16 protein-coding genes and 1 pseudogene are annotated in these 20,627 nt (G+C 63.5%); 2 read left to right on the top strand and 15 right to left on the bottom strand.

The genetic code is table 11. The annotated features are described in order from the left end of the window. The 12 genes and pseudogenes from ACV4UY_RS07970 to lysS all read right to left on the bottom strand — a co-directional run. Window positions 1-850: pseudogene (locus ACV4UY_RS07970) on the bottom strand (hypothetical protein); the annotation flags it as partial. Between the two features lie 244 nt (window positions 851-1,094). Next, window positions 1,095-3,491, bottom strand: a complete 2,397-nt coding sequence (locus ACV4UY_RS07965; RefSeq protein WP_491607068.1) for a heavy metal translocating P-type ATPase — start codon at window positions 3,489-3,491, stop codon at window positions 1,095-1,097. Between the two features lie 80 nt (window positions 3,492-3,571). Next, on the bottom strand, window positions 3,572-5,548 hold the full coding sequence (mutL, locus tag ACV4UY_RS07960; protein WP_491607067.1) for a DNA mismatch repair endonuclease MutL: 1,977 nt from the start codon (window positions 5,546-5,548) through the stop codon (window positions 3,572-3,574). A 57-nt stretch (window positions 5,549-5,605) separates the two neighbouring features. Beyond that, window positions 5,606-6,256 carry an endonuclease III domain-containing protein gene (locus ACV4UY_RS07955; protein WP_491607066.1) on the bottom strand — a complete coding sequence of 217 codons (651 nt, stop codon included), beginning with the start codon at window positions 6,254-6,256 and terminating at the stop codon, window positions 5,606-5,608. Between the two features lie 17 nt (window positions 6,257-6,273). Further along, window positions 6,274-6,696 carry a HEPN domain-containing protein gene (locus ACV4UY_RS07950; protein ID WP_491607065.1) on the bottom strand — a complete coding sequence of 141 codons (423 nt, stop codon included), beginning with the start codon at window positions 6,694-6,696 and terminating at the stop codon, window positions 6,274-6,276. Between the two features lie 33 nt (window positions 6,697-6,729). Then, window positions 6,730-7,464 carry a pseudouridine synthase gene (locus ACV4UY_RS07945; RefSeq protein ID WP_491607064.1) on the bottom strand — a complete coding sequence of 245 codons (735 nt, stop codon included), beginning with the start codon at window positions 7,462-7,464 and terminating at the stop codon, window positions 6,730-6,732. Next, window positions 7,461-8,489 (bottom strand): tryptophan--tRNA ligase, encoded by a 1,029-nt coding sequence (gene trpS, locus ACV4UY_RS07940; protein WP_491607063.1) that lies wholly within the window; start codon window positions 8,487-8,489, stop codon window positions 7,461-7,463. The genes ACV4UY_RS07945 and trpS overlap by 4 nt, the downstream gene beginning before the upstream one ends. 37 nt (window positions 8,490-8,526) lie before the next feature. Beyond that, a complete protein-coding gene (locus ACV4UY_RS07935) occupies window positions 8,527-9,198 on the bottom strand; it encodes a site-2 protease family protein (RefSeq protein ID WP_491607062.1) in 672 nt (223 codons plus the stop codon). Window positions 9,199-9,264: 66 nt separating this feature from the next. Continuing rightward, window positions 9,265-10,527, bottom strand: coding sequence for a lipoprotein-releasing ABC transporter permease subunit (locus ACV4UY_RS07930; RefSeq protein ID WP_491607061.1), 1,263 nt, complete (start codon window positions 10,525-10,527; stop codon window positions 9,265-9,267). Next, a complete protein-coding gene (locus ACV4UY_RS07925) occupies window positions 10,524-11,231 on the bottom strand; it encodes an ABC transporter ATP-binding protein (RefSeq protein WP_491607060.1) in 708 nt (235 codons plus the stop codon). The genes ACV4UY_RS07930 and ACV4UY_RS07925 overlap by 4 nt, the downstream gene beginning before the upstream one ends. Next, on the bottom strand, window positions 11,224-12,471 hold the full coding sequence (locus tag ACV4UY_RS07920; protein WP_491607059.1) for a lipoprotein-releasing ABC transporter permease subunit: 1,248 nt from the start codon (window positions 12,469-12,471) through the stop codon (window positions 11,224-11,226). Before ACV4UY_RS07920 ends, ACV4UY_RS07925 begins: the two co-directional genes overlap by 8 nt. 98 nt (window positions 12,472-12,569) lie before the next feature. Continuing rightward, window positions 12,570-14,048, bottom strand: coding sequence for a lysine--tRNA ligase (lysS, locus tag ACV4UY_RS07915; RefSeq protein WP_491607058.1), 1,479 nt, complete (start codon window positions 14,046-14,048; stop codon window positions 12,570-12,572). 259 nt (window positions 14,049-14,307) lie between these two features. Here lysS and ACV4UY_RS07910 point away from each other — a divergent pair, with 259 nt between their 5' ends. Continuing rightward, window positions 14,308-14,472: a hypothetical protein gene (locus ACV4UY_RS07910; RefSeq protein WP_491607057.1), complete on the top strand. Its 165-nt coding sequence runs from the start codon at window positions 14,308-14,310 to the stop codon at window positions 14,470-14,472. Between the two features lie 133 nt (window positions 14,473-14,605). Here the strand turns inward: ACV4UY_RS07910 and recJ are convergent, their stop codons facing one another. From recJ to alaC, 3 genes are all read right to left on the bottom strand, one after another. After that, a complete protein-coding gene (gene recJ, locus ACV4UY_RS07905; RefSeq protein ID WP_491607056.1) occupies window positions 14,606-16,360 on the bottom strand; it encodes a single-stranded-DNA-specific exonuclease RecJ in 1,755 nt (584 codons plus the stop codon). Between the two features lie 329 nt (window positions 16,361-16,689). After that, complete coding sequence (locus ACV4UY_RS07900) at window positions 16,690-18,000, bottom strand: homoserine dehydrogenase (RefSeq protein ID WP_491607055.1); 1,311 nt, start codon at window positions 17,998-18,000, stop codon at window positions 16,690-16,692. A 99-nt stretch (window positions 18,001-18,099) separates the two neighbouring features. Next, window positions 18,100-19,290 (bottom strand): alanine transaminase, encoded by a 1,191-nt coding sequence (alaC, locus tag ACV4UY_RS07895; protein WP_491607054.1) that lies wholly within the window; start codon window positions 19,288-19,290, stop codon window positions 18,100-18,102. 335 nt (window positions 19,291-19,625) lie between these two features. Here alaC and gap point away from each other — a divergent pair, with 335 nt between their 5' ends. Continuing rightward, complete coding sequence (gene gap, locus ACV4UY_RS07890; RefSeq protein ID WP_420904508.1) at window positions 19,626-20,627, top strand: type I glyceraldehyde-3-phosphate dehydrogenase; 1,002 nt, start codon at window positions 19,626-19,628, stop codon at window positions 20,625-20,627.

The following is a 20,627-nucleotide window of genomic DNA, read 5'->3' as shown; positions in this document are numbered from 1 at the left end:
TGGCCGAGGTCACCGTCGTCGGAGTCGTAGCAGAGGTCACCGTGGTCGGGGTGGTGGCGCTAGTCACCGTCGTCGGGGTGGTCGGGGTGGTCGCACTGGTCACCGTCGTCGGCGTCGTGGCCGAGGTCACCGTCGTCGGGGTGGTCGGCGTCGTGGCCGAGGTCACCGTCGTCGGGGTGGTCGGGGTGGTCGGGGTGGTCGCACTGGTCACCGTCGTCGGCGTCGTCGGCGTCGTCGGCGTCGTCACCGTCGTCGGCGTCGTCGGAGAGGTGGTGGTGGTCGGGGTGGTGGGGGACAGAGGAACCGTTGGGGAGGTTGGTGTCGTCGGCAAGGTCGGCGTGGTCGGAGTCGAAGGGGCATCCGAGGCTGCACCCGACAACGGCTCGACGGTCACGGCAGCCGCAACGCCACGCACCTCGGGAATCGTCTGTTCCTCGGGGAGTTGTCGCGGTTCGGATTCCACGTCCGGACGCGGATAGTTGACCAACAACGGATCCGGTGGGGCGATCTCCGTGGGGGGAACGGGGTCGGCGGCGGCACCCTGGGGATTCTCCACGGGCGGGATTCCCACACCTTCGCCGGGTGTCTCCACAACCGGCTCGATACCTTCTCCCAAATCGGCGCTGCCGGGTGTCGGCAAGGCAACCGGCTGGGTCACCAGATTGGCGGGTTGGAGATTGGCCAGATCCGAATCGTCGTTCGCATCCGCCACGGTCACGCCATCGGAGTTGGCGACCGGACCAGTATTGTCGGATGGCGCGCCGTTCTGGAGAGCGGTCAGATCGTCGAAAACCTGGGCTTCCGCCTTCTGTTCCTCGGAAGGGGTGAACTCTTTGCTCTCGTCAGCCATGTTCCATCTCCCAATGGTTGATCCACCGATCAGGGCCAGAAGCCTTGCACATCTCAGGTATCGTGAGCGTCAATCCAGCGTAACTTAGCCTGATGGGGGGAGCCCCCCGACCATGGACCTCCCTGGCGGGAGTTCCATGGTAACGATCTCGGAAAATTGAGCGCCGCACATGATTGACCGTATTGTGAGTATAGAGCCTCCTTGCAAACAAATCCATTCCGCCAAAGGTTATAGTTGCGCCAACTCATTCACCGGACAGATCCACTCGAAAACGACGCAACCGCAAGGCATTGCTCACCACCGTGACGCTGGAAAGGCTCATGGCCACTGCCGCGAAGATCGGCGACAATAAAACCCCGAACCACGGAAACCAGGCACCGGCGGCCAAGGGAATCAGAATCACGTTATAGGCAAAGGCCCAGAAAAGGTTCTGGCGGATGTTGCGCATCGTGGCTCGGGAGAGTTGGATGGCCGTGGCCACCCCCATCGGATCCCCGCTCACCAGGGTGATGTCCGAGGCCTCCATGGCAACATCGGTACCCGTACCGATGGCGATCCCCACGTCGGCGCGCGCCAGGGCCGGCGCATCGTTGATGCCGTCGCCCACCATGGCCACCACGCCACCCTTCGCTTGAATCCTCTGGATCTCCGCCACCTTCTGCTCGGGCAGCACCTCGGCGCGCACCTCTTCAATCCCCAGGCGGGCGGCCATGGTCTCGGCGACGACGCGACCATCCCCGGTCAGCATCACCACCTTGATCCCCATCGCGCGCAGACGGGCGACGCTCTGTTGGGCACGCGGCTTGATCCCATCCTCCACGGCCAACACACCCACGATCACCCCGTCCACCGCCGCCAGAAGCGCGCTTTTACCCCCTTGTTGCACCGCCTTGAACGCCTCCTCGCTCCCGGCGAGATCCACCCCGTGTTCCTGCATGAGCCGGGCGGTACCCACCAGAATCGCCTGCCCCGCCACCTCGGCGGACACCCCGTGACCAGGAATCGCCTCGAAGCGTGTCGGTTCGTCGAGCGTCAGTCCCCGCGCCCGCGCGCCGGCGACGATCGCCTCGGCGATCGGGTGTTCCGAACGCCGTTCCGCGGCGGACACCAGCGCCAGATGCGCTTCCGAACCGGTCCAGTCGGTCAGAACCGGCTTGCCGAGAGTCAGCGTACCGGTTTTGTCGAACACCACCACGTCGATCTTGTGGGCGGTTTCGAGGGCATCGCCGCCTCGGATCAGAATCCCATGTTCCGCGCCGCGCCCGGTGCCGACCAGAATCGAGGTGGGCGTGGCCAGACCCAGCGCGCACGGACAGGCGATGATCAACACCGCGACGAAATTCAACAGGGCGTAATTGAAGGCCGGTTCGGGCCCAAACCAGAACCAGGCCAGAAACGTGACGGTCGCGATCCCCATCACCGCGGGCACGAAGATCGCCGCGATCCGATCGGCCAGGCGCGCGATCGGCGGCTTGACCCCCTGGGCCTCGCGCACCATCTCCACCATGCGCGCCAGGGCGGTGTCGCGTCCCACCTTCACCGCCTTGCAGATCACCGAGCCGGTACGATTGATCGTGCCGCCGGTCACCGCCTCCCCCTTGCCGCGTTCCACGGGCATGGATTCGCCGGTCAGCATCGATTCGTCCAGGGTGGCCTGGCCCTTCAGGATCAGGCCATCCACCGGGATCTTCTCGCCGGGCCGCACCACGAAGGTGTCGCCGACCACCACCTCTTTCAAGGGGATGTCGATCTCCTCGCCGCCACGCACCACCCGCGCGGTCTTGGGGGCCAGTCCCATCAACTCACGGATCGCCTGGGAGGTGCGCCCCTTGGCGCGGATCTCCAGGAACCGCCCCAGCAGAATCAAAACGATGATCATTCCGGACGAGTCGAAATAGACCTCTGCCGCGACCCCGCGCGCGGTGAACAACCCTGGGGCCAGAAGCACCAGCACCGAATAGAGGTAGGCCGAAAAGGTGCCGACCGTGACCAGGCTGTGCATGTTGGCCCCGCCGTGTCGCAAGGCCGCCCAGGCGCTGACGTGAAACGGCCATCCCACCCAGAGCTGCACCGGGGTCACCAGCGCGAATTGCCACCAATCGGCATGCGGAAGTCCATGCCAGTGCATCACCACCATGTTGGCGATCAGCAGCACCGCGCCGATCACCAGGCGGCCACGGATCAAGGCCTGTTCGCGTTGTCGTTCCGCTTCGGCCAGATCGATCGGTTCCTCGTCGGGACGGGTGCGGATCAGCGTGAAACCCACCGTGCCGATGGCATCGTGCAGCGCCTCGAAGGTGACCACCTCCGCCACATGGGCCACCACTGCCTCCTGGGAGGCCAGATTCACCCGTGCGTGCATCACCCCTGGCAGGGCGCTCATGGCTTTTTCCGCCTTGGCCACGCAGGCAGCGCAGGACAACCCCTGAATCGCGAAGGATTCGGTCACCACCGGCACCTGAAAACCGATCTCGCGCACCGCCGCGATCAACCGATCCAAAGGCGCCGCGCCGCTCACCGTCGCCTGGGCCATGGCCAGGTTGACCGCCGCCTTCTCCACCCCGGAGACCCCGTTCAGGGCCCGTTCCACCCGTCCCGCGCACGAGGCGCACGACATGCCACCCACCGGAAAAGTCACCATGTTCGTTATCCAAGATTCTGTATGACTGAAATGGAAAAAGTGCGATCTCCGGATGGAACCTCCACCGCCCGGACAAACCCTCAGCGGCGTCCGAACAGTTTCTCCAGATCCTTCAGGCTCATCGCCACGTAGGTCGGACGTCCATGCCCGCAGAGTCCGGCATGCAGGGTCGATTCGATCTTGCGCAGCAGGGCGTTCATCTCCTCGCGGCTCAAGCGTCGGTTGGCGCGCACCGAGCCGTGACAGGCCATGGTGGCGATCAGGGGCTCCAGGCGGGCCAGCAGCGCCTCGCTGGCGCCGAAGCGATCGATCTCGCTGGCCAGATCGAGCACCAGGGAGCGGGCCGGGGCGTCGGCGATCAGGGCAGGGAGTTCGCGCACCGCGAAATCGTTCCCCCCGAACGGCTCCACCACCACGCCGAGACGGGCCATCTCCTCCAGATGGGCGGTGATCAACCGCGCCTCGACCGGGGAGTAGCGCACCACCTCGGGCACCAACAGCATCTGACGCGGCAGGTGATCCCGCGCGAAGGCGGCCTTCAGCTCCTCATACACGACGCGTTCGTGGGCGGCGTGCTGATCGACCACCACCAGACCCGTGGGGGTCTGGGCCAGGATGTAGGTGCCATGGATCTGTCCGATCGCCTCGCCGAGGTCGATCGTGGCCGGATCCATGCCGGAGAGGCGTGAGCCGATCTCTGGTTCGTTCTTTTCGACAAACACCGGATCCTCTTGGTTCCGCGCCTCGCCAGACAACGCACCCCGCATGGGGGGCAGAGGCACGGACCAATCGACACCCGAACCCTCGCGCACTCCGGTGAAGGTGGTCGATGATCCACCCGAGAGGGCGCCCCCACCGGGTCGCGAGAAACCCGAGGTGGAAAACGACCCGGCCCCGCCCGAACCACGCGGCGGGCTCGGAGGACGCTCCCAGTGGACCGGCTGGCTGACCGCCTCCGGCAGACGCACGCCGGCGGGGGAAACCTCCTCCCCATCGGGCGCGCCCGGCAGACGAAACGGCATCTCGGCGCGCACCGTGCGCGCACCCAACCCGGCCAGGGCATCCCCCAGGGTGGAGCGCACCAGACCATGGATGAAATCGCGCTGGTTGAAGCGCACCTCCTCCTTGGTGGGGTGGACGTTGACATCCAGATCGCCGGGGGGCAACTCCAAAAACAGCACCAGGGCCGGATGGCTCTCCTTGGGAATCAGGTCGCGATAGGCTTCGCGCACGGCATGGTTGATCAGCTTGTCGCGAATCCATCGCCCGTTGACGAACAGATGAATGGAGGAGCCGTTGGCGCGGTGCAGGGCCGGCAGACCCAGCCAGCCGGAGAGATTGGCCTGGGGGTGCTGGCGTTCGAACTGGGCGCAGTTGTCCACGAAGTCGCGACCCAGCAGCGCCGCCAACCGGGCCTCCAGATGCCGGGGATCGTCCCCGGCGCGCAACTCCAGGCTGTCGTGACCGTTGACCACCAGCTTGAAGCCAACCTCCTGATGGGCCAGGGCCAGGCGCTCGACCAGCTCGGTGACATGGCCGATCTCGGTGCGCTCGGCGCGCAGGAATTTCAACCGCGCGGGGGTATTGAAGAAGAGATTGCGGATCGTCACGCGCGTGCCGACAGGCATGACGGCGCGATTCTCCTTGAGATCGGCTCCCCCTTCCAGCCGCAATCGCACCCCATCCGGCTCCCCGTCCACCCGGCTTTCCATCTCCAGATGGGCGACCGAGGCGATGGCGGCCAACGCCTCGCCGCGAAAGCCGAGGGTTTGAATGGCGAAAAGATCCTTTTCGGTGGCGATCTTCGAGGTGGCGTGTCGCTCCAGACTCAAGCGCGCCTGCTCGGCCACCATGCCGCAACCGTTGTCGGAGACCTGGATCAACCGCCTGCCTCCGGCCTCGATGCGCACCTCGATGCGGGTGGCCCCGGCGTCCAGACTGTTCTCCACCAACTCCTTGACCACCGAGGCAGGACGCTCGACCACCTCGCCGGCGGCGATCTGGTTGGCCAGCACCTCGGGCAGACGACGGATCAGACGGGGCGGTTGAATGGTCATGGCGTCTTGGATACCGATCACATGATGTGTGAACCAGCAGGGTTGACCGATCCTGTTTCAATGGCGAAGCGGACAGAACCCCACCGGACAACCCGCGCACACCGGCCTGGCGCGGCAGTGGCGCTTGGCATGCTCGACCAGCAGAGCATGCATCTCGCCCAACAGGGCGGCATCCGCCGGCAGGCGGCTTGCGGTCAGGGTTTGCAGTTCATCATACCCGGCCTTCTCCGCGCACCAGCCGAGCCGGTGACAGATGCGCCGGGTGTAGGCATCGACCACGAACACCGGACGTTGGGCCGCGTAACAGAGAATCGCGTCCGCGGTCTCCTTGCCCACGCCATGCACCGCGAGCAGGGACTGACGCAACGCCCCGGTGGGCAGACCGAACAGCCGCGCGTGATCATCCCCGAAGGTTGCCATGAAATCGGCGAAAGCCCGCAACCGTCCGGTCTTGACGCGAAAGAAGCCCGCCGGGCGGATCAGTTCGCCGAGGGTCTCATCCGGAGTGGCGCGCAGACGGGCCCAGGAGTTCAGGAGACCCGCCTCCTCCAGCCGACGCACCGCCCGCTCCGCGCCGGTCCAGGCGGTGTTCTGCACCAACAAGGCCCCGATCATCATCTCCGGCACGGTGCGCGCCGGCCACCAGTGGCGCGGTCCGTAGGCGGCCAGCAGGGTGTCGAACAAGAGTCGCGGTGCCTCAATCGGCAACCGATCAAGATCCGGCATCAATTGGATACGCGCTGGATGCGTCCCGGATGCGCATCTCTATAGGATGCGAGCAAATCACCAATCCGCGCCATCAAATCCAGACGTTCCAATGGGGCTTCGCCATCCTCATCCCAGGCATGATGGTGCTCCACGGCAAATGGGGTCAGCTCCACCCACTCCCACAACGCCTCCATCTCCACACCACTCATCTCCACACCACTTTGCCGCAACAATGGCGACAATCGACTGATGTCGTGCATCAGGGGAAACAGAATCTCCAGCGCCGACAACCACGCTTTCAGACCTTTTTCAACCGCTTGCCGGGCATGAAAACCAGAAATGGCAGCGGTGAGAATCTCCGTGTCCCCCATGCCCGTCAAGGCACGATGATCCGCCCAAGCCAGACGCAACGGAGAATTCGCATGATCACGGCCTTTCATAAAGCACCTTTCCATCATGCAAGGAATGACGATTCAACCGCGAGACCCCACCAACCGCAACAACCCGCCCACCTCGGCGCGGGTCAGGTAGCGCCAGGCGCCCGACGGGATCTCCCCCAGCTCGATGCCGGCGTAGGAGACCCGGATCAACCGCGCCACATCCATTTCGAAGGCAGCGAAGATCCGGCGGATGATGCGGTTGCGCCCCTCCTTGAGGGTCAGGGTCAACCAGCTGTTGGCCCCCACCACCCGCTCCAGCGCGACATCCAACGGACCGGTGGGACCATCCTCCAGGTTCACGCCGGCGCGCAGTTTGTTCAACAGCGGCTCATCCACCCGGCCATGCACCCGCACCCGATAAACCCGCGGCACCTCGTGACGCGGATGGGTCAACCGGTTGGCCAGCTCGCCATCGTTGGTGAAGAGCAGCAACCCCTCCGAATTGTAATCCAGCCGCCCCACGCTCACCAGACGCACCCCCGCCCCCTCGACCAGTCCGAACACCGAGGGGCGTCCCTCGGGATCGCGCCGCGAACAGATCACCCCCACCGGCTTGTGCAAGGCCACCACCACCTTGAGGTTCCCCTTGCGTCCGGCCACCGGCTGGCCATCCACGCACACCACGGCGTCGGGTCCGACCTGCACTCCCTGGGTCGTGACGATCTGGCCATCCACGCTCACCCGACCCGCCTCGATCCACCGCTCCCCCTCGCGGCGGGAGCAGAGTCCGGCCTCGGCGAGCCATTTTTGCAACCGCACGCCGCTCATTTCCCACCCAGCCCGCCGAAGCGACCCGCATGCAACGGCAGCCCCAGGGCGGTCATCACCCGTTTCATCATCCCCTCGGCCCGCTCGAGCGCCTGGTTGGCGCCCCGATTCAGGATCCCTTCCAGCTCCGCCGGATCGGATCGGAGTTCGTTGAAACGGTTGCGCACCGGATCGAGCAGCGTGATCACCGCCTCGGCGGTCTCGACCTTGAGCTTGCCGTACATGTTGTGGGAGAAGTGGGCCAATGCCTCCTCCATGGAGGCGTTTCTGGCGGCGCGCCAGATGTTGAGCAGGTTGACCACGCCGGGTTGATTGGCCTCGTCGTCGGAGATCACCCCGAGTCCGTCGGTGACCGCCTTCTTGAATTTCTTCAGGATGGCCTCCGGAGTATCCAGAATCATCACCTTGGCCAGATCGGACTCGACGCTCTTGGACATTTTTTTGGTCGGTTCCTGCAAATCCTTGATGCGGGCCGCCCCGCCCCCGGTCACCAACGGCTCGGGCACCACGAACACCGGACCGTGGAGCCCGTTGAAACGCACCGCCACATCGCGGGAAAGTTCCAGATGTTGTTTCTGATCCTCGCCCACCGGCACCCGATGGGTTCCATAGAGCAGGATGTCGGCGGCCATCAAAACCGGGTAGGTATAGAGGCCGGCGTTGACGTTGTGGGCATGGCTGCGCGCCTTGTCCTTGAACTGGGTCATGCGATCCAGCTCGCCCATCATCGTGAAGGTGGAGAGCAGCCACGCCAGTTCGGCATGGGCCGGGACATGGCTTTGGATGAAGATGACGCTCTTGTCCGGATCGATGCCACAGGCCAGGTACAGCGCGGCCAGATCCAGAATCCGCTCGCGGAAGATGGCCGGATCCTGACGCACGGTCAAGGCGTGCAGATCCACCACGCAGAAGATGCAGTCGTGATCCTCCTGCATGCGGGTCCACTGCCGCAGGGCGCCCAGATAGTTCCCCAGGGTCAACTGCCCGGTGGGTTGGGCGCCGGAAAAGACGATTGGTTTGCTCATGATGTGATTTCCCAAAAAAACGACCTGACAGGCAGATTCAATGCAAACCCGCCATGGAGAGATAAAAACGGTTCAACACCGACATCGCCGGCACCATCACCTGACTCATCACCCCGGAGAAGGCCAACACCAGCACGATCGGCATGCCATAGCGTCCCAGGGCATCCAGATGGCGATCGAACGGCCTGGGCAGAACCGCTCCCAGCATCCGACCGCCATCGAGCGGCGGGATCGGCAACAGATTGAACACCGCCAGCAGCACGTTCATGTGGATGGCCGCCACCAGCATGTTGGCCAACGGAACCATGAAGAACTCCGGCAGACGGGTCACCAACCGGAACAACAGCGCACACCCCAGGGCCAGCAGCAGATTCATCACGGGACCAGCGGCGGAAACCCAGAACATGCTCATCCGGTAGGAGCGTCCGGGACGCAGAAAATAGCGCGGATCGATGGGCACCGGCTTGGCCCCGCCGAAAACGAACGGCGTGCCGGTGGCCATGAGGGAGGCCAGAAGCATGACCCCCGGAATGACGATGGTCCAGGCCAGATCGATATGGGGAATGGGATTCAAGGTCAACCGCCCCATGAGGCGCGGGGTGGGATCCCCGAGCCAGGTGGCCACCCGGCCATGGGCCCACTCGTGCAGGGTGATGGCGAAGAGGATCCCCGGCGCCCAGATGATGATGTTCTGCACGATCTCGTTCATGCCGGATATCCCGTCCGCGCGAGTCGTCGCGCCTGTCGCTGTTGGTCGAGTGTGCCTGACCTGGTTTCATTCATGACGCAGCGCCTCCACCGGATCGACCCGAGCCGCCCGCCAGGCCGGATAGAGGGTGGCGACCAGGGTGATGGCCAGGCTCGAACCGACCACCCAGGCCACGTCCCCGGCCACCACCCGGGCGGGCAGATGGTCGATGAAATAGACTTCGCCCGAGATCAGTTGCATGTCAAGGAGCTTCTCGAGGGCGCGCACCGCCTGTTCCAGATTCCAGGAGAGCACCAGTCCCAGCAGGGTGCCGAGCGTGGTGCCGACCGCGCCGATGATGCCGCCGTGGATCATAAAGATGGCCAGGATGCTCGAGGCGCGGGCACCCATGGTTTTCAGGATCGCGATCTCCCCGCCCTTCTCCATCACCACCATGATCAGGCTGGAGATGATGTTGAAGGCCGCCACCAGCACCACCAGCAGCAGAATCACGAACAGAACCGACTTCTGCATTTGCAGAATGCGAAAGAAATTGCGGTTCATCTCCATCCAATCGCGGATCCAGTACCCTTTTCCAAACGACTCGCGCAACGCCTGGGCCACCATGGGGGCAGTATCCGGGGTGGTGGCGAGCATCTCGATGCCGGTGACCGTTTGCCCCATCTCCATCAGACGTTGGGCGTCGTCGATGCGGATGTAGGCCATGGCGTTGTCGTATTCGTGCATGCCGGACTCGAAAATCGCCGCCACCCGGAACGCCTCCATGCGCGGACGCGCCACCCCACTCCCGGCGGAGCTGACCGCGATGGTGACCGTGACCCGATCCCCCAGTTCGACCTGTAAATTACGGGCGAGCTTGCCGCCGAGAACGATGGTCTGTTTGGGAAGCCCCGCGAGTTTCCCCTGACGGATGTTGGCGCCCAGGGCCGAAACCTGGGTTTCGCGTTCCGGATCCATGCCGCGCAACACCACCCCGAACGAGCGCCCCTGGGAGGAGAGCATCGCCTGATGCAACGTATACGGGGCCACCGCGACCACGCCCGGAGTCTCGCGGATGCGCGGGATGAGGATTTCGGGCCCATCGAGGTTGCCCGAGGGCGCCCGCACCGTCACATGACTGGTCACGCCGAGGATCTGGCGTTGCAGTTCCTCGCGAAAGCCGGTCATCACCGCCAGTACGGTGATCAGCGCCGCCACCCCGAGCACCACCCCGCCCATGGACAGGGCGGTGATGACGCTGATGAAAAACTCGCTCCGCTTGGCCCGTAGATATCGCAGGCCGATCACCCATTCGAAGCGTTGCTGCCAGAAGGCGAACGGAGCGCTCACGCCAGCCCCTCGGCCCGCTCCTCGGTGAGCACCCCCTCGACCAGATGCAAACGACGATCGAGATCCACCGCCAATTCCGGATTGTGGGTGACCATCAGACAGGCCAGGCCACGCCTGGCGTTCAGATCCCGCAGCAGACGGAACACCTCGAGGGCGGTCTTGCGATCCAGGTTGCCGGTGGGCTCATCGGCCAAAAGCAGCCCCGGACCGGTGACCAGCGCACGGGCAATGGCCACCCGCTGCTGCTCGCCACCGGACATCTGTCCGGGTCGATGGTCGAAACGGTGGCCGAGTCCCACCTCGTTCAACAGGATGGTCGCCTCCTCCCGGGCTCTGGCGCGCGCGGTGCGCGCGATCAAAAGCGGCATCATCACGTTCTCGAGCGCGGAGAACTCCGGCAGCAGCCGATGGGATTGATAGACAAAGCCGATGCGTTGGTTGCGAAATCCGGCGGCGCGGTTGGCGGGCATGGCGTGCAGATCCTCGCCGTCGATGCGCACCGTGCCGGCGCTCGGTCGGTCGAGTCCGCCCATGATCTGCAACAGGGTGCTCTTCCCCGAACCCGAAACCCCGAGCAGGGCGGCCATCTCCCCGCGCTTCAAGGTGAACTCCACCCCCTTGAGCACCTCCACGCGGCGCGCCTCGGAACCGAACCATTTATACAGCCCCTCGGCCTGCAACACGGGCAACGACGGATCACTCATAACGCAACGCCTCCACCGGATCGACCCCCGCCGCCCGCCAGGCCGGATAGAGCGTGGCCAGCAGGGTGATGGTCAGGCTCATGCCGGCGATCCACGCCACATCGGAAGCGAGCACCGTGGAAGGGACATGATTTTGAAAGAAGGCATCACCGGAAACGAGCTGGATGCCGAAGGTGTTCTCGATGCCGCGCAACACGGACTCCAGATTCCTGGCCAGCAGCACCCCGAGCGTGGTGCCCAGCACCGTGCCGAGGATGCCGATCGTGCCGCCGTTGATGATGAAGATGGCCATGACGCCACGCCGACGCGCGCCCATGCTTTTCAAGATGGCGATCTCCTTGCCTTTTTCCATCACCACCATCACCAGGCTCGAAACGATGTTGAAGGCCGCCACCAGCACCACCAGCAGCAGGATGATCGACATGGTGGTCTTTTCCAGCTGCAAGGCTCGAAAGAAGCTGCGATTCATCTCCATCCAGTCTTGCACCTCATACCCGGATCCCAGGGAGGCTTTCAGCCGCTTGCCCACGCCGAGGGCCTCCTGGGGGGTCGTGGTCATCACCGCGATGCCGGAGATATCCGCGCCCAGCCGGTTGAGCCGTTGGGCATCCTCCAGGCGGATGTAGGCCAGGGCGTGGTCGTATTCGTACATGCCGGAGTCAAAGATCCCCACCACGGTAAACCGCTTCATGCGCGGCAAGGTGCCCATGGCGGTCACGGTGGTGGTGGAAACGGTCACGGTGACCCCATCCCCCACCTCCAGATAGAGATTGCGCGCCAGCCGCTTGCCGAGCAGAATCCCGAACTCCGGCAACCCGGCCAGCTTGCCCTCCTTGACGTTGGTAGACAGGGACGAAACCTGGGCTTCGCGTTCCGGTTCGATGCCGCGCAACGCCACCGCCGCAGAACGGTTCTCCACCGAGAGCATCGCCTGAGTGGAGACGAACGGGGCCAACGCGGTCACCCGGGGATCCTGGGCGATGGTCTCCATGACCTTTTCGTGGCCGGCCAGATTGCCGTTGGCGGCACGCACGGTCACATGGCTGGTCACCCCGAGGATGTTCCCCTGCAACTCCTCGCGAAAACCGGTCATCACCGCCAGCACGGTGATCAACGCCGCCACCCCGAGCGCCACCCCGCCCAGGGACAAAAAGGTGATGACGCCGATGAAGGACTCCGAGCGCTTGGCGCGCAAATAACGCAGCCCGATCAGCCATTCGTAGCGTTCACGCCACCACATCGCGCCCCACCTTCGACATGCAGACCCTGCGCATCATGAACGCAACACCGGACAGAACATTCCATCGCGCCCCGCCTTCGACCTGCAGACTCCGCGCGTCATGAACGCAACACCGGAAAGAGAATCACATCGCGGATCGCCGACGAATCGGTCAACAGCATGGTCAGCCGGTCGATGCCGATCCCCTCGCCCGCCGTCGGTGGCATGCCGTATTCGAGCGCCTGGATGTAATCGGCATCGAAATGCATGGCCTCCTGGTCCCCTTTCTCCTTGGCCGCCACCTGCATGCGGAACCGCTCGGCCTGATCCGCCGGATCGTTCAACTCGGAGAAGGCGTTGGCGATCTCCCAGCCGCCGATGAACAGCTCGAACCGCTCGGTAATCTCCGGATTGGCGTCCGAACGGCGCGACAACGGCGATACCGATACCGGATAGTCGATGATGAAGGTGGGCGAGATCAGGTTCGACTCCACCAGCGCCTCGAACAACTCCAGTTGCAGCTTGCCCAAATCCCAGGCCGGCGCCACCTTCACCCCGCAACCGGCGGCCCGCTCCTCCAGATAGGCCCGCTCCTCCACCCGGTCGGCGGCAAATCCGGCATGCCGGACCAACGCCTCACCCGGCGTCAGACGCGGCCAGGGTGGGGTGAAGTCGAGGGTCCGACCCTGATGGGTGATCACCAACGTACCGTGCAGCTCCTGCACCAGATGGGTGATCAGGGTTTCGGTCAAGGCCATCAACTCCCGATAATCCGCGTAGGCCTGATAAAACTCCATCATGGTGAACTCGGGATTGTGCCGGACCGACAACCCTTCGTTGCGGAAGTTGCGGTTGATCTCGAACACCTTCTCGAAGCCGCCGACGATCAGCCGTTTCAAATAGAGTTCCGGCGCGATGCGCAGGTACAAATCCCGATCCAGGGCGTTGTGGTGGGTCACGAAAGGCCGGGCCACCGCGCCGCCGGGAATCGGATGCATCATCGGGGTTTCGACCTCCAGAAACCCTCGCGCCTCCATGAAGGAGCGGATCAGATGGATCAACCGCGACCGGGTGCGAAACACCGCCCGCACCTCGGGATTGACGATCAGATCCACGTAGCGTTGCCGATAGCGGGCCTCCACATCCTCCAGGCCGTGGAATTTTTCCGGCAACGGACGCACCGCCTTGGAGAGCAACTGAAAGCCGCTCACCCGGATGGTCAGCTCGCCAGTCTGAGTCCGAAAGAGATTCCCCGCCACGCCGAGAATGTCCCCCACCTCGATCTTGCGGAACACGTCGCGGTAGAGCGCCTCGCCCACCTCGTCGCGGGAGACGGCGATCTGCATCCGCCCGGAATCATCGGCCAAGGTGGCGAAGGTGAGTTTGCCGAAATTCCGCAACAACAGAATCCGCCCCGCGCACCGCACGCGCACCGCAGCCAGAAGCTCGGCATCCTCCACCGCCTCGTGACGGGCGCGCACCTCGCCCAGGCGATCCTCGGGCTTGAAGTCGTTGGGATAGGGATTGACCCCGGCCTCCACCAGGGCCTGCAACTTGGCCTTGCGGGCCGCGATCAGGGGATTCTCTTCCTTGGACATGCTGACTCGATCGACTTGCAAAGGGGTGAACCTTCGGAAATCGCGCATTGCGGGATCTCCGAAGCCTGAAGGTACAATCGATTAAAATACCATATCCCAATCCCGCCCGTCACCATCCGATCACGCCCCTGCACCGAATGTCACAGCCCAAGCGATTGCGATTGCATTCGAGCCGGTAAACAGGAGAGAATATCACTATGGAAACTCAAAAAAAGCGCATGCAACGACAATCCCCTCGATCGAACGGGAGACCAGACCGATGAGCACGATCTTTGTGGTGGGTGGACTGCTGGTGGCGGTTTTCGCCTGGGTGCTGTGGGTCAACAAACGCGACCTGCAAGATGTCTATGCCGACATCCAACACACGGAAGCGGAAGAAAAAGCGGAGGAGTCTGCGCGGGAGACCTCTGAAAAAGCAGGCTGACAACTCTATCTTCAAAAGCTGTTTCAAGCGATATTTCCAGACCAGAAACATCGCTTGAAACTCATCGAAGAAAAAGACAAAAATTATCTTATTTTTTCTTGCTCCTCAATACTCTCCTCCCCTCCCACTCTCCTCACTCCCCCGCCATCCGCGCATCCTTGATCAAGAACTGCACCCGCTCGCGGTTGTGATAGCGGTTGATCGACAAGGTGCCGGCCACATCCAGACGACCAGCCGGACGCAGCAGTCCCTCACCCAGCGGACCGGGGAGCACGCCAAAGGCGATCGCCTCCAACGCCCGATCGCGACCATCGGCCAGATGACACTTCACATGCCTGTCGTTCAACCCCTTGGGATCCATCACCCGCACATCACGGGCCACCCACACCGGTTCCGGATTGCCGCGCCCGAAGGGTTGCAACCGCTCGATGCGGCCCGCCAACTCCAGATCGATCGCCTCGAAAGGGATCTCCCCATCCACCCGCAACGTCGGCAGGAAAACCTCCGGGTCGTTGCCGGCGCGTACCGCCTGATCGAACGCTTCGGCGAACGCTTCCACCCGGTTCGGCTGCAACGTCACCCCGGCGGCGGCGCGATGGCCGCCGAAAAATTGCAAATGCTCCGCGCACGCCTCCACCGCGGCCAACAGATCCACCCCCGGTATCGATCGGGCCGAACCCTTGCCGCCCCCCTCCCCGTCCAACGCCACCACCACCACCGGACGATGATAACGCTCCATCAACCGCGAGGCGACGATCCCCACCACCCCCGGATGCCAACCCTCGCCCGCCACCACCAACCCCATGCGACGCTCCGCCAGACCCAGCCGTTCCACCTGGGCCACCGATTCGATCTGAATCCGCCGCTCCAACCCCTGCCGCTCCTGGTTGAACGCCTCCAACTGGGCGGCAATCTCGCGGGCACGCTCCGGATCCTCGGAAATCAACAACTCCGCACCCAGCATCCCCCGTCCCAACCGCCCGCCGGCGTTGAGTCTGGGTCCGATCTGAAACCCCACCTGTCCGGCGCTCAACGAACCGTGCAACCGGGCGATCTCCATCAATGCGGCCAGCCCGGCCTTCAACCCGCCCGGCTGGGAGACTTGACGCAACCCCGCCGTGGTCAAGGTGCGATTCAAGCCGGTCAGACTGGCAACATCGGCGATGGTGCCGATGGCCACCAGGTCCAACACCCCCTTCAAATCCGGCTCGCGCACGCCCGAGTTGAACCAACCCCGCGCACGCAAAGCCCGGTTCAAAGCCATCACCAGGTAAAAGGCCACCCCGACCCCGGCCAACTCCTTGTGGGGGAATTCGTCATCGCGACGGTTGGGATTGATCACCGCCACGGCGGGCGGCAACGCCTCGCGGGCCTGATGGTGGTCGGTGACGATCACATCCAGCCCCACCGAAGCCGCCTCCTCCAGGGCTTCGAAAGCGGTGATGCCACAATCCACCGTGATCACCACCCGCACCCCCTCGGCATGCAGACGCCGCAGCGCCGGACCGTTGGGGCCATACCCCTCGGCCATGCGATCCGGAATGTAGATGCGCGGAGGTTGTCCCAGGGCACCCAGATAACGATGCAACAACGCACTCGAGGTCACGCCGTCCACATCGTAATCCCCGAAGATGGCGCACGGTTCCTTGGCCTCCAGCATGCGCACCAGCCGCGTCACCGCCGTCTCCATGCCCGCCAGCCCCAACGGATCGACCAGATGGCTCAACACAGGCCGCAGGTACCGCTCCATGTCGTCCGGAGTCTTCAACTGTCGATGGGCGATGATCGGAGCGAACAGCGGATGCAGACCAAACTCCCGCGTCAAACGTCGCTCGGCCTCGGTGACCTCGGCGCGGGTTTGCCAGCTCTTGCCTGTGAGTGAAAGCATGGATGCCCTTTCGGGAGATGAGACGGCGTTGGGGGAATTGGTTATGAGAAGGGGACATGGATTGCCCTGGAAACGACCATACAAATCTTTCCACGGCTCGGGGACAGGGAATCACCCCACGCATGCGCGAATCGACAAAACAAAAAGCGCACTCAAGTCAAAGGCAAAATCAAAACCCTGGGAGAGGAACCTCCCAGATCCTCTCTTTTTTTCACCCATAAGAACCACACATCCCAAGCTGGGTGCGGTTTACCATGGAACGCCCTCCAGGGAGGTCCATGGTAAGGGGGTTAGGGGGTTCTCCCCCATCATGCAAGCCCATGAACACCTCACGCCAGGGCCGACTCGATGCGGATGGCCCGTGGCGGCTCACGCACCGCATCGAGCAGCTCGATCTCCTCCATGGCCATGAACAGGCGGGACTCGGTGGTCTCGTGGGTCACCATCACCAGAGGCACCGCATCCACCGGAGAACGGCCCTTTTGATGGATGGCATCGATGGAGATGGCCTGTTTGGCCAGAATCGCCGTGATGTCGGCCAGCACCCCCGGCTGATCGGCCACGGCCAGACGGATGTAAAAACTTCCGCGCCGCTGGGTCGAGGTCTGGATCGACATGGTGCGCAGATGATGCACCGGCACGGAAAGCGGCGGCACGCGATTCTTCGCGCCGGCCTTGAGATCCCGCGCCAGGTCCATCAGATCGGCCACCACGGCGCTGGCCGTCGGACGTTCCCCCGCCCCGCGTCCGTGATACATCGTGGTGCCGGCGTAATCCCCATGCACGAACACCGCGTTGGAGACCCCTTCCACCGCCGCGACCATCGACCCTTCCGGCACCATCACCGGGCGAACCGCCACCTCCAGCATCCCCTCCTGCATGCGGGCCATGCCGAGCAGCTTCAACCGATAGCCCATCTCGCGCGCCCAGGCGATATCCACCTCCGACACATGGCGGATTCCCTCCTTGTCGATGTGGGAGAAGTCCAGCCGGGCGCCGAAGGCGATGGCGGTAAGGATCGCCAGTTTGTGGGCCGCGTCGATGCCATCGACATCGAACGAGGGATCGGCCTCGGCATATCCCTTGGCCTGGGCCGCGGCGAGCACCTCGGCGAAGGGCAGGCCCTTCTCGCGCATTTCGGTGAGAATGTAGTTGCAGGTGCCGTTCAGAATTCCGTACACCAGATCGATGCGGTTGCCCGACAGGCTCTCTCGCAGCGCCTTGATCACCGGCACGGCGCCGGCCACGGCGGCCTCGAAACCCAGCTGCACCCCGCGTGAGTTGGCCAGGGCGAAAATCTCGTGGCCAAACTCGGCGATCAGCGCCTTGTTGGCGGTGATGACGTGCTTGCCGCTCTCCAGGGCGCGTCCGACCAGATCACGGGCCGGAATGATGCCGCCGATCAACTCCACCACCACGTCCAGATCCTGGGCATCCACCACCCGATTGACGTTGCCGGTCAACTCGACGTTGCCCAGCGGCAGGCCGCGATCCCGTTCCGGGGTACGGGTGGCGATGCGCACCAGACGCAACGGCACCCCGGCCCTTTGGGCCAGCAACTCCTGGTGGTTCAACAACAGATCGGCCACGCCGCGTCCCACGGTGCCAAAACCCAACATTCCGATGCGCAATGCTTCCAACGTCCATGCTCCCGATTGACTTGCCAGATGGGACGAGAACCCCTCTCGTCCCCCCGTCCATGGGCCTCCCCTGTCGGGAGTGCCACGTTCCACCCTCACTCAAGGCGCCACATCGCCCCCGAGATTCATGAAGCGACGAATCCCCCGGATCGCCTGCCGGGTGCGGTGTTCGTTCTCGATCAGGGCGATGCGCACATAATGATCGCCGTACTGACCAAAACCGATCCCCGGACTGACCGCCACCTTGGCCTCCTTGAGCAGCAGCTTGGAGAACTCCAGGGAGCCGACGGACTTGAACTCGTCCGGGATCTCGGCCCAGACGAACATCGACGCCTTGGGCTTTTCCACCTTCCAGCCGGCGCGATCCAGCCCTTCGATGAGCACGTCGCGGCGGAACTGGTAAGTGGCGCAGTGCTCCTGGATACACTCCTGCGGACCGTTCAGGGCCACGGAGGCGGCGATCTGGATCGGCTGGAACATGCCGTAATCGAGATAGGATTTGATGCGCGTCAGGGCATGCACCAGGCGCTCGCATCCCACACCGAAACCCACGCGCCAACCGGGCATGCTGTAGGTCTTGGAAAGAGAATGAAACTCGATGCAGCGCTCCTTGGCGCCCGGCACCTGCAACATGCTCGGGGCCTTGTAGCCGTCGAAACAGATGTCGGCATAGGCGATATCCGAAATGACGAACAGGTCGTGTTCCCGCGCGAATTCGTTGATTTTGTAGTAAAAATCAAGATCAACAACCTGAGCAGTCGGATTGGATGGAAAATTGATCACCAAAGTTTTTGGCTTGGGCCAGGTATTGCGGATCGCCTGGGTGAGCGCCTCGAAGAAATCGGTGTTGGGCACCAGCGGCACATGGCGGATATCCGCGCCGGCCAGCACGAAGGCGTAGACGTGGATCGGATAGGTGGGATTGGGCACCAGCACCGTATCCCCCGGATTGGTCATGGCCAGGGCCAGATGGGAGATCCCCTCCTTGGAGCCGATGGTGACGATGGCCTCGGTGTTGGGATCGAGTTCCACGTCGAAGCGGCGCTGGTAATAGGCACAGATCGCCTTGCGCAGCCCGTGGATCCCCTTGGAGACCGAATAGCGGTGGTTGCGTCCCTCCTGGGCGGCCTCGCAGAGTCGATCGACGATGTGCTTGGGCGTGGGTTGATCCGGATTGCCCATGCCGAAATCGATGATGTCCTCTCCCCGTTGCCGGGCGGCGTATTTGAGGTCGTTGACCACCGCGAAGACGTACGGGGGCAGCCTCTTGATGCGCTGAAACTCTTCCATGGTTCGCTTCTTGATTGCGTCAGGGTGGATGAAACCTTCAAGGAAACGATAATCGCTCCTTACAAGGGGAGGATAAACCAACGGCAGGTCCGTTGAAAGTGAAAATCCGTCACACAGGGTCATCCCACGCGGCCATCGGCTCGGCTTTTGAACCGAAAAAACCGCTCCCAAGGGGGAACCCGACGTTCCCGCCCCCGGTCTTAAAGCCAGCGGGTCACGTCAAGGATCTGCCAACAGAACTTGAAAAATGGGGCCATTCTCTGGCAAGATAATGGTTTGGCGCGTGGTTCAAACCCACATTGGCCTCACCGGCCACCATCCCGCAAGGTTCCGTCATGACCATACGCATCGGCATCAACGGTTTCGGTCGCATAGGCCGTGCCATCTTTCGCGCGGCCTTGAGCGATCCGGCCTTCCAGGATCTCCAGGTCGTGGCGATCAACGATCTCTCCACCCCGGAGATCCTCACCCATCTGTTCCGGTTCGACTCGTTCATCGGCCCGTGGAAGGGAGAGTGTTCCCTGCACGGAGCCACATTGACCCTGAACACCCACGCCTGTCAATTTCTCTCCGAGCCCCTGCCCGCGGCCATCCCCTGGCATCGGTACGGGGTGGACGTGGTGATCGAAGCCACCGGTCGTTTCGCCAACCTGGCGGACGCCTCCTCCCATCTGCGCGGTGGCGCCCGACGCGTGATCATCTCCGCGCCGGCCAAGGGGGAGGTCAAGACCGTGGTCATGGGGATCAATGAAGACGAATACGATCCGGATCGGGACCGGGTGGTCTCCAACGCCTCCTGCACCACCAACTGCCTGGCCCATCCGGCACGCCTCATCCTCGACCATTTCGGCATCAAGCGGGGGCTTCTGACCACCATCCACTCCTACACCGCCGACCAGCGTCTGCTCGACGCCCCGCACAACGATCTGCGTCGCGCCCGTTCCGCCGCCACCTCGATCATCCCCACCACCACCGGTGCCGCTGCGGCCATCGGATTGGTGATCCCGGAGTTGTCGGGTCGTTTCGACGGCATGTCGGTACGGGTGCCGGTGGCCAACGTCTCGTTGGTGGACATGGTGGTGGAGGTCGAAAAAAGCACCAACACCGACACCCTCAACGAGATCCTGCAAGCCGCCCAAACCCGTTACATGGGCTTCTCCAATCTCCCCCTGGTCTCCTCGGACTACCGTGAGGAGTCCAGGTCCGGGGTGGTGGACGGCCTCTCCACGCGGGTCATCGACACCACGGTCAAAATATTGATCTGGTACAACAACGAATGGGCCTACGCCCATCGTGTCCTGGATCTGATCCATCACATGCACGCCCTGGAGATCTGA

The sequence above is a fragment of the Candidatus Magnetaquiglobus sp. genome (assembly GCF_058402785.1).
The sequence above is the reverse complement of the archived record's forward strand: the minus strand, read 5'-3'. Positions and strand labels throughout refer to the sequence as shown.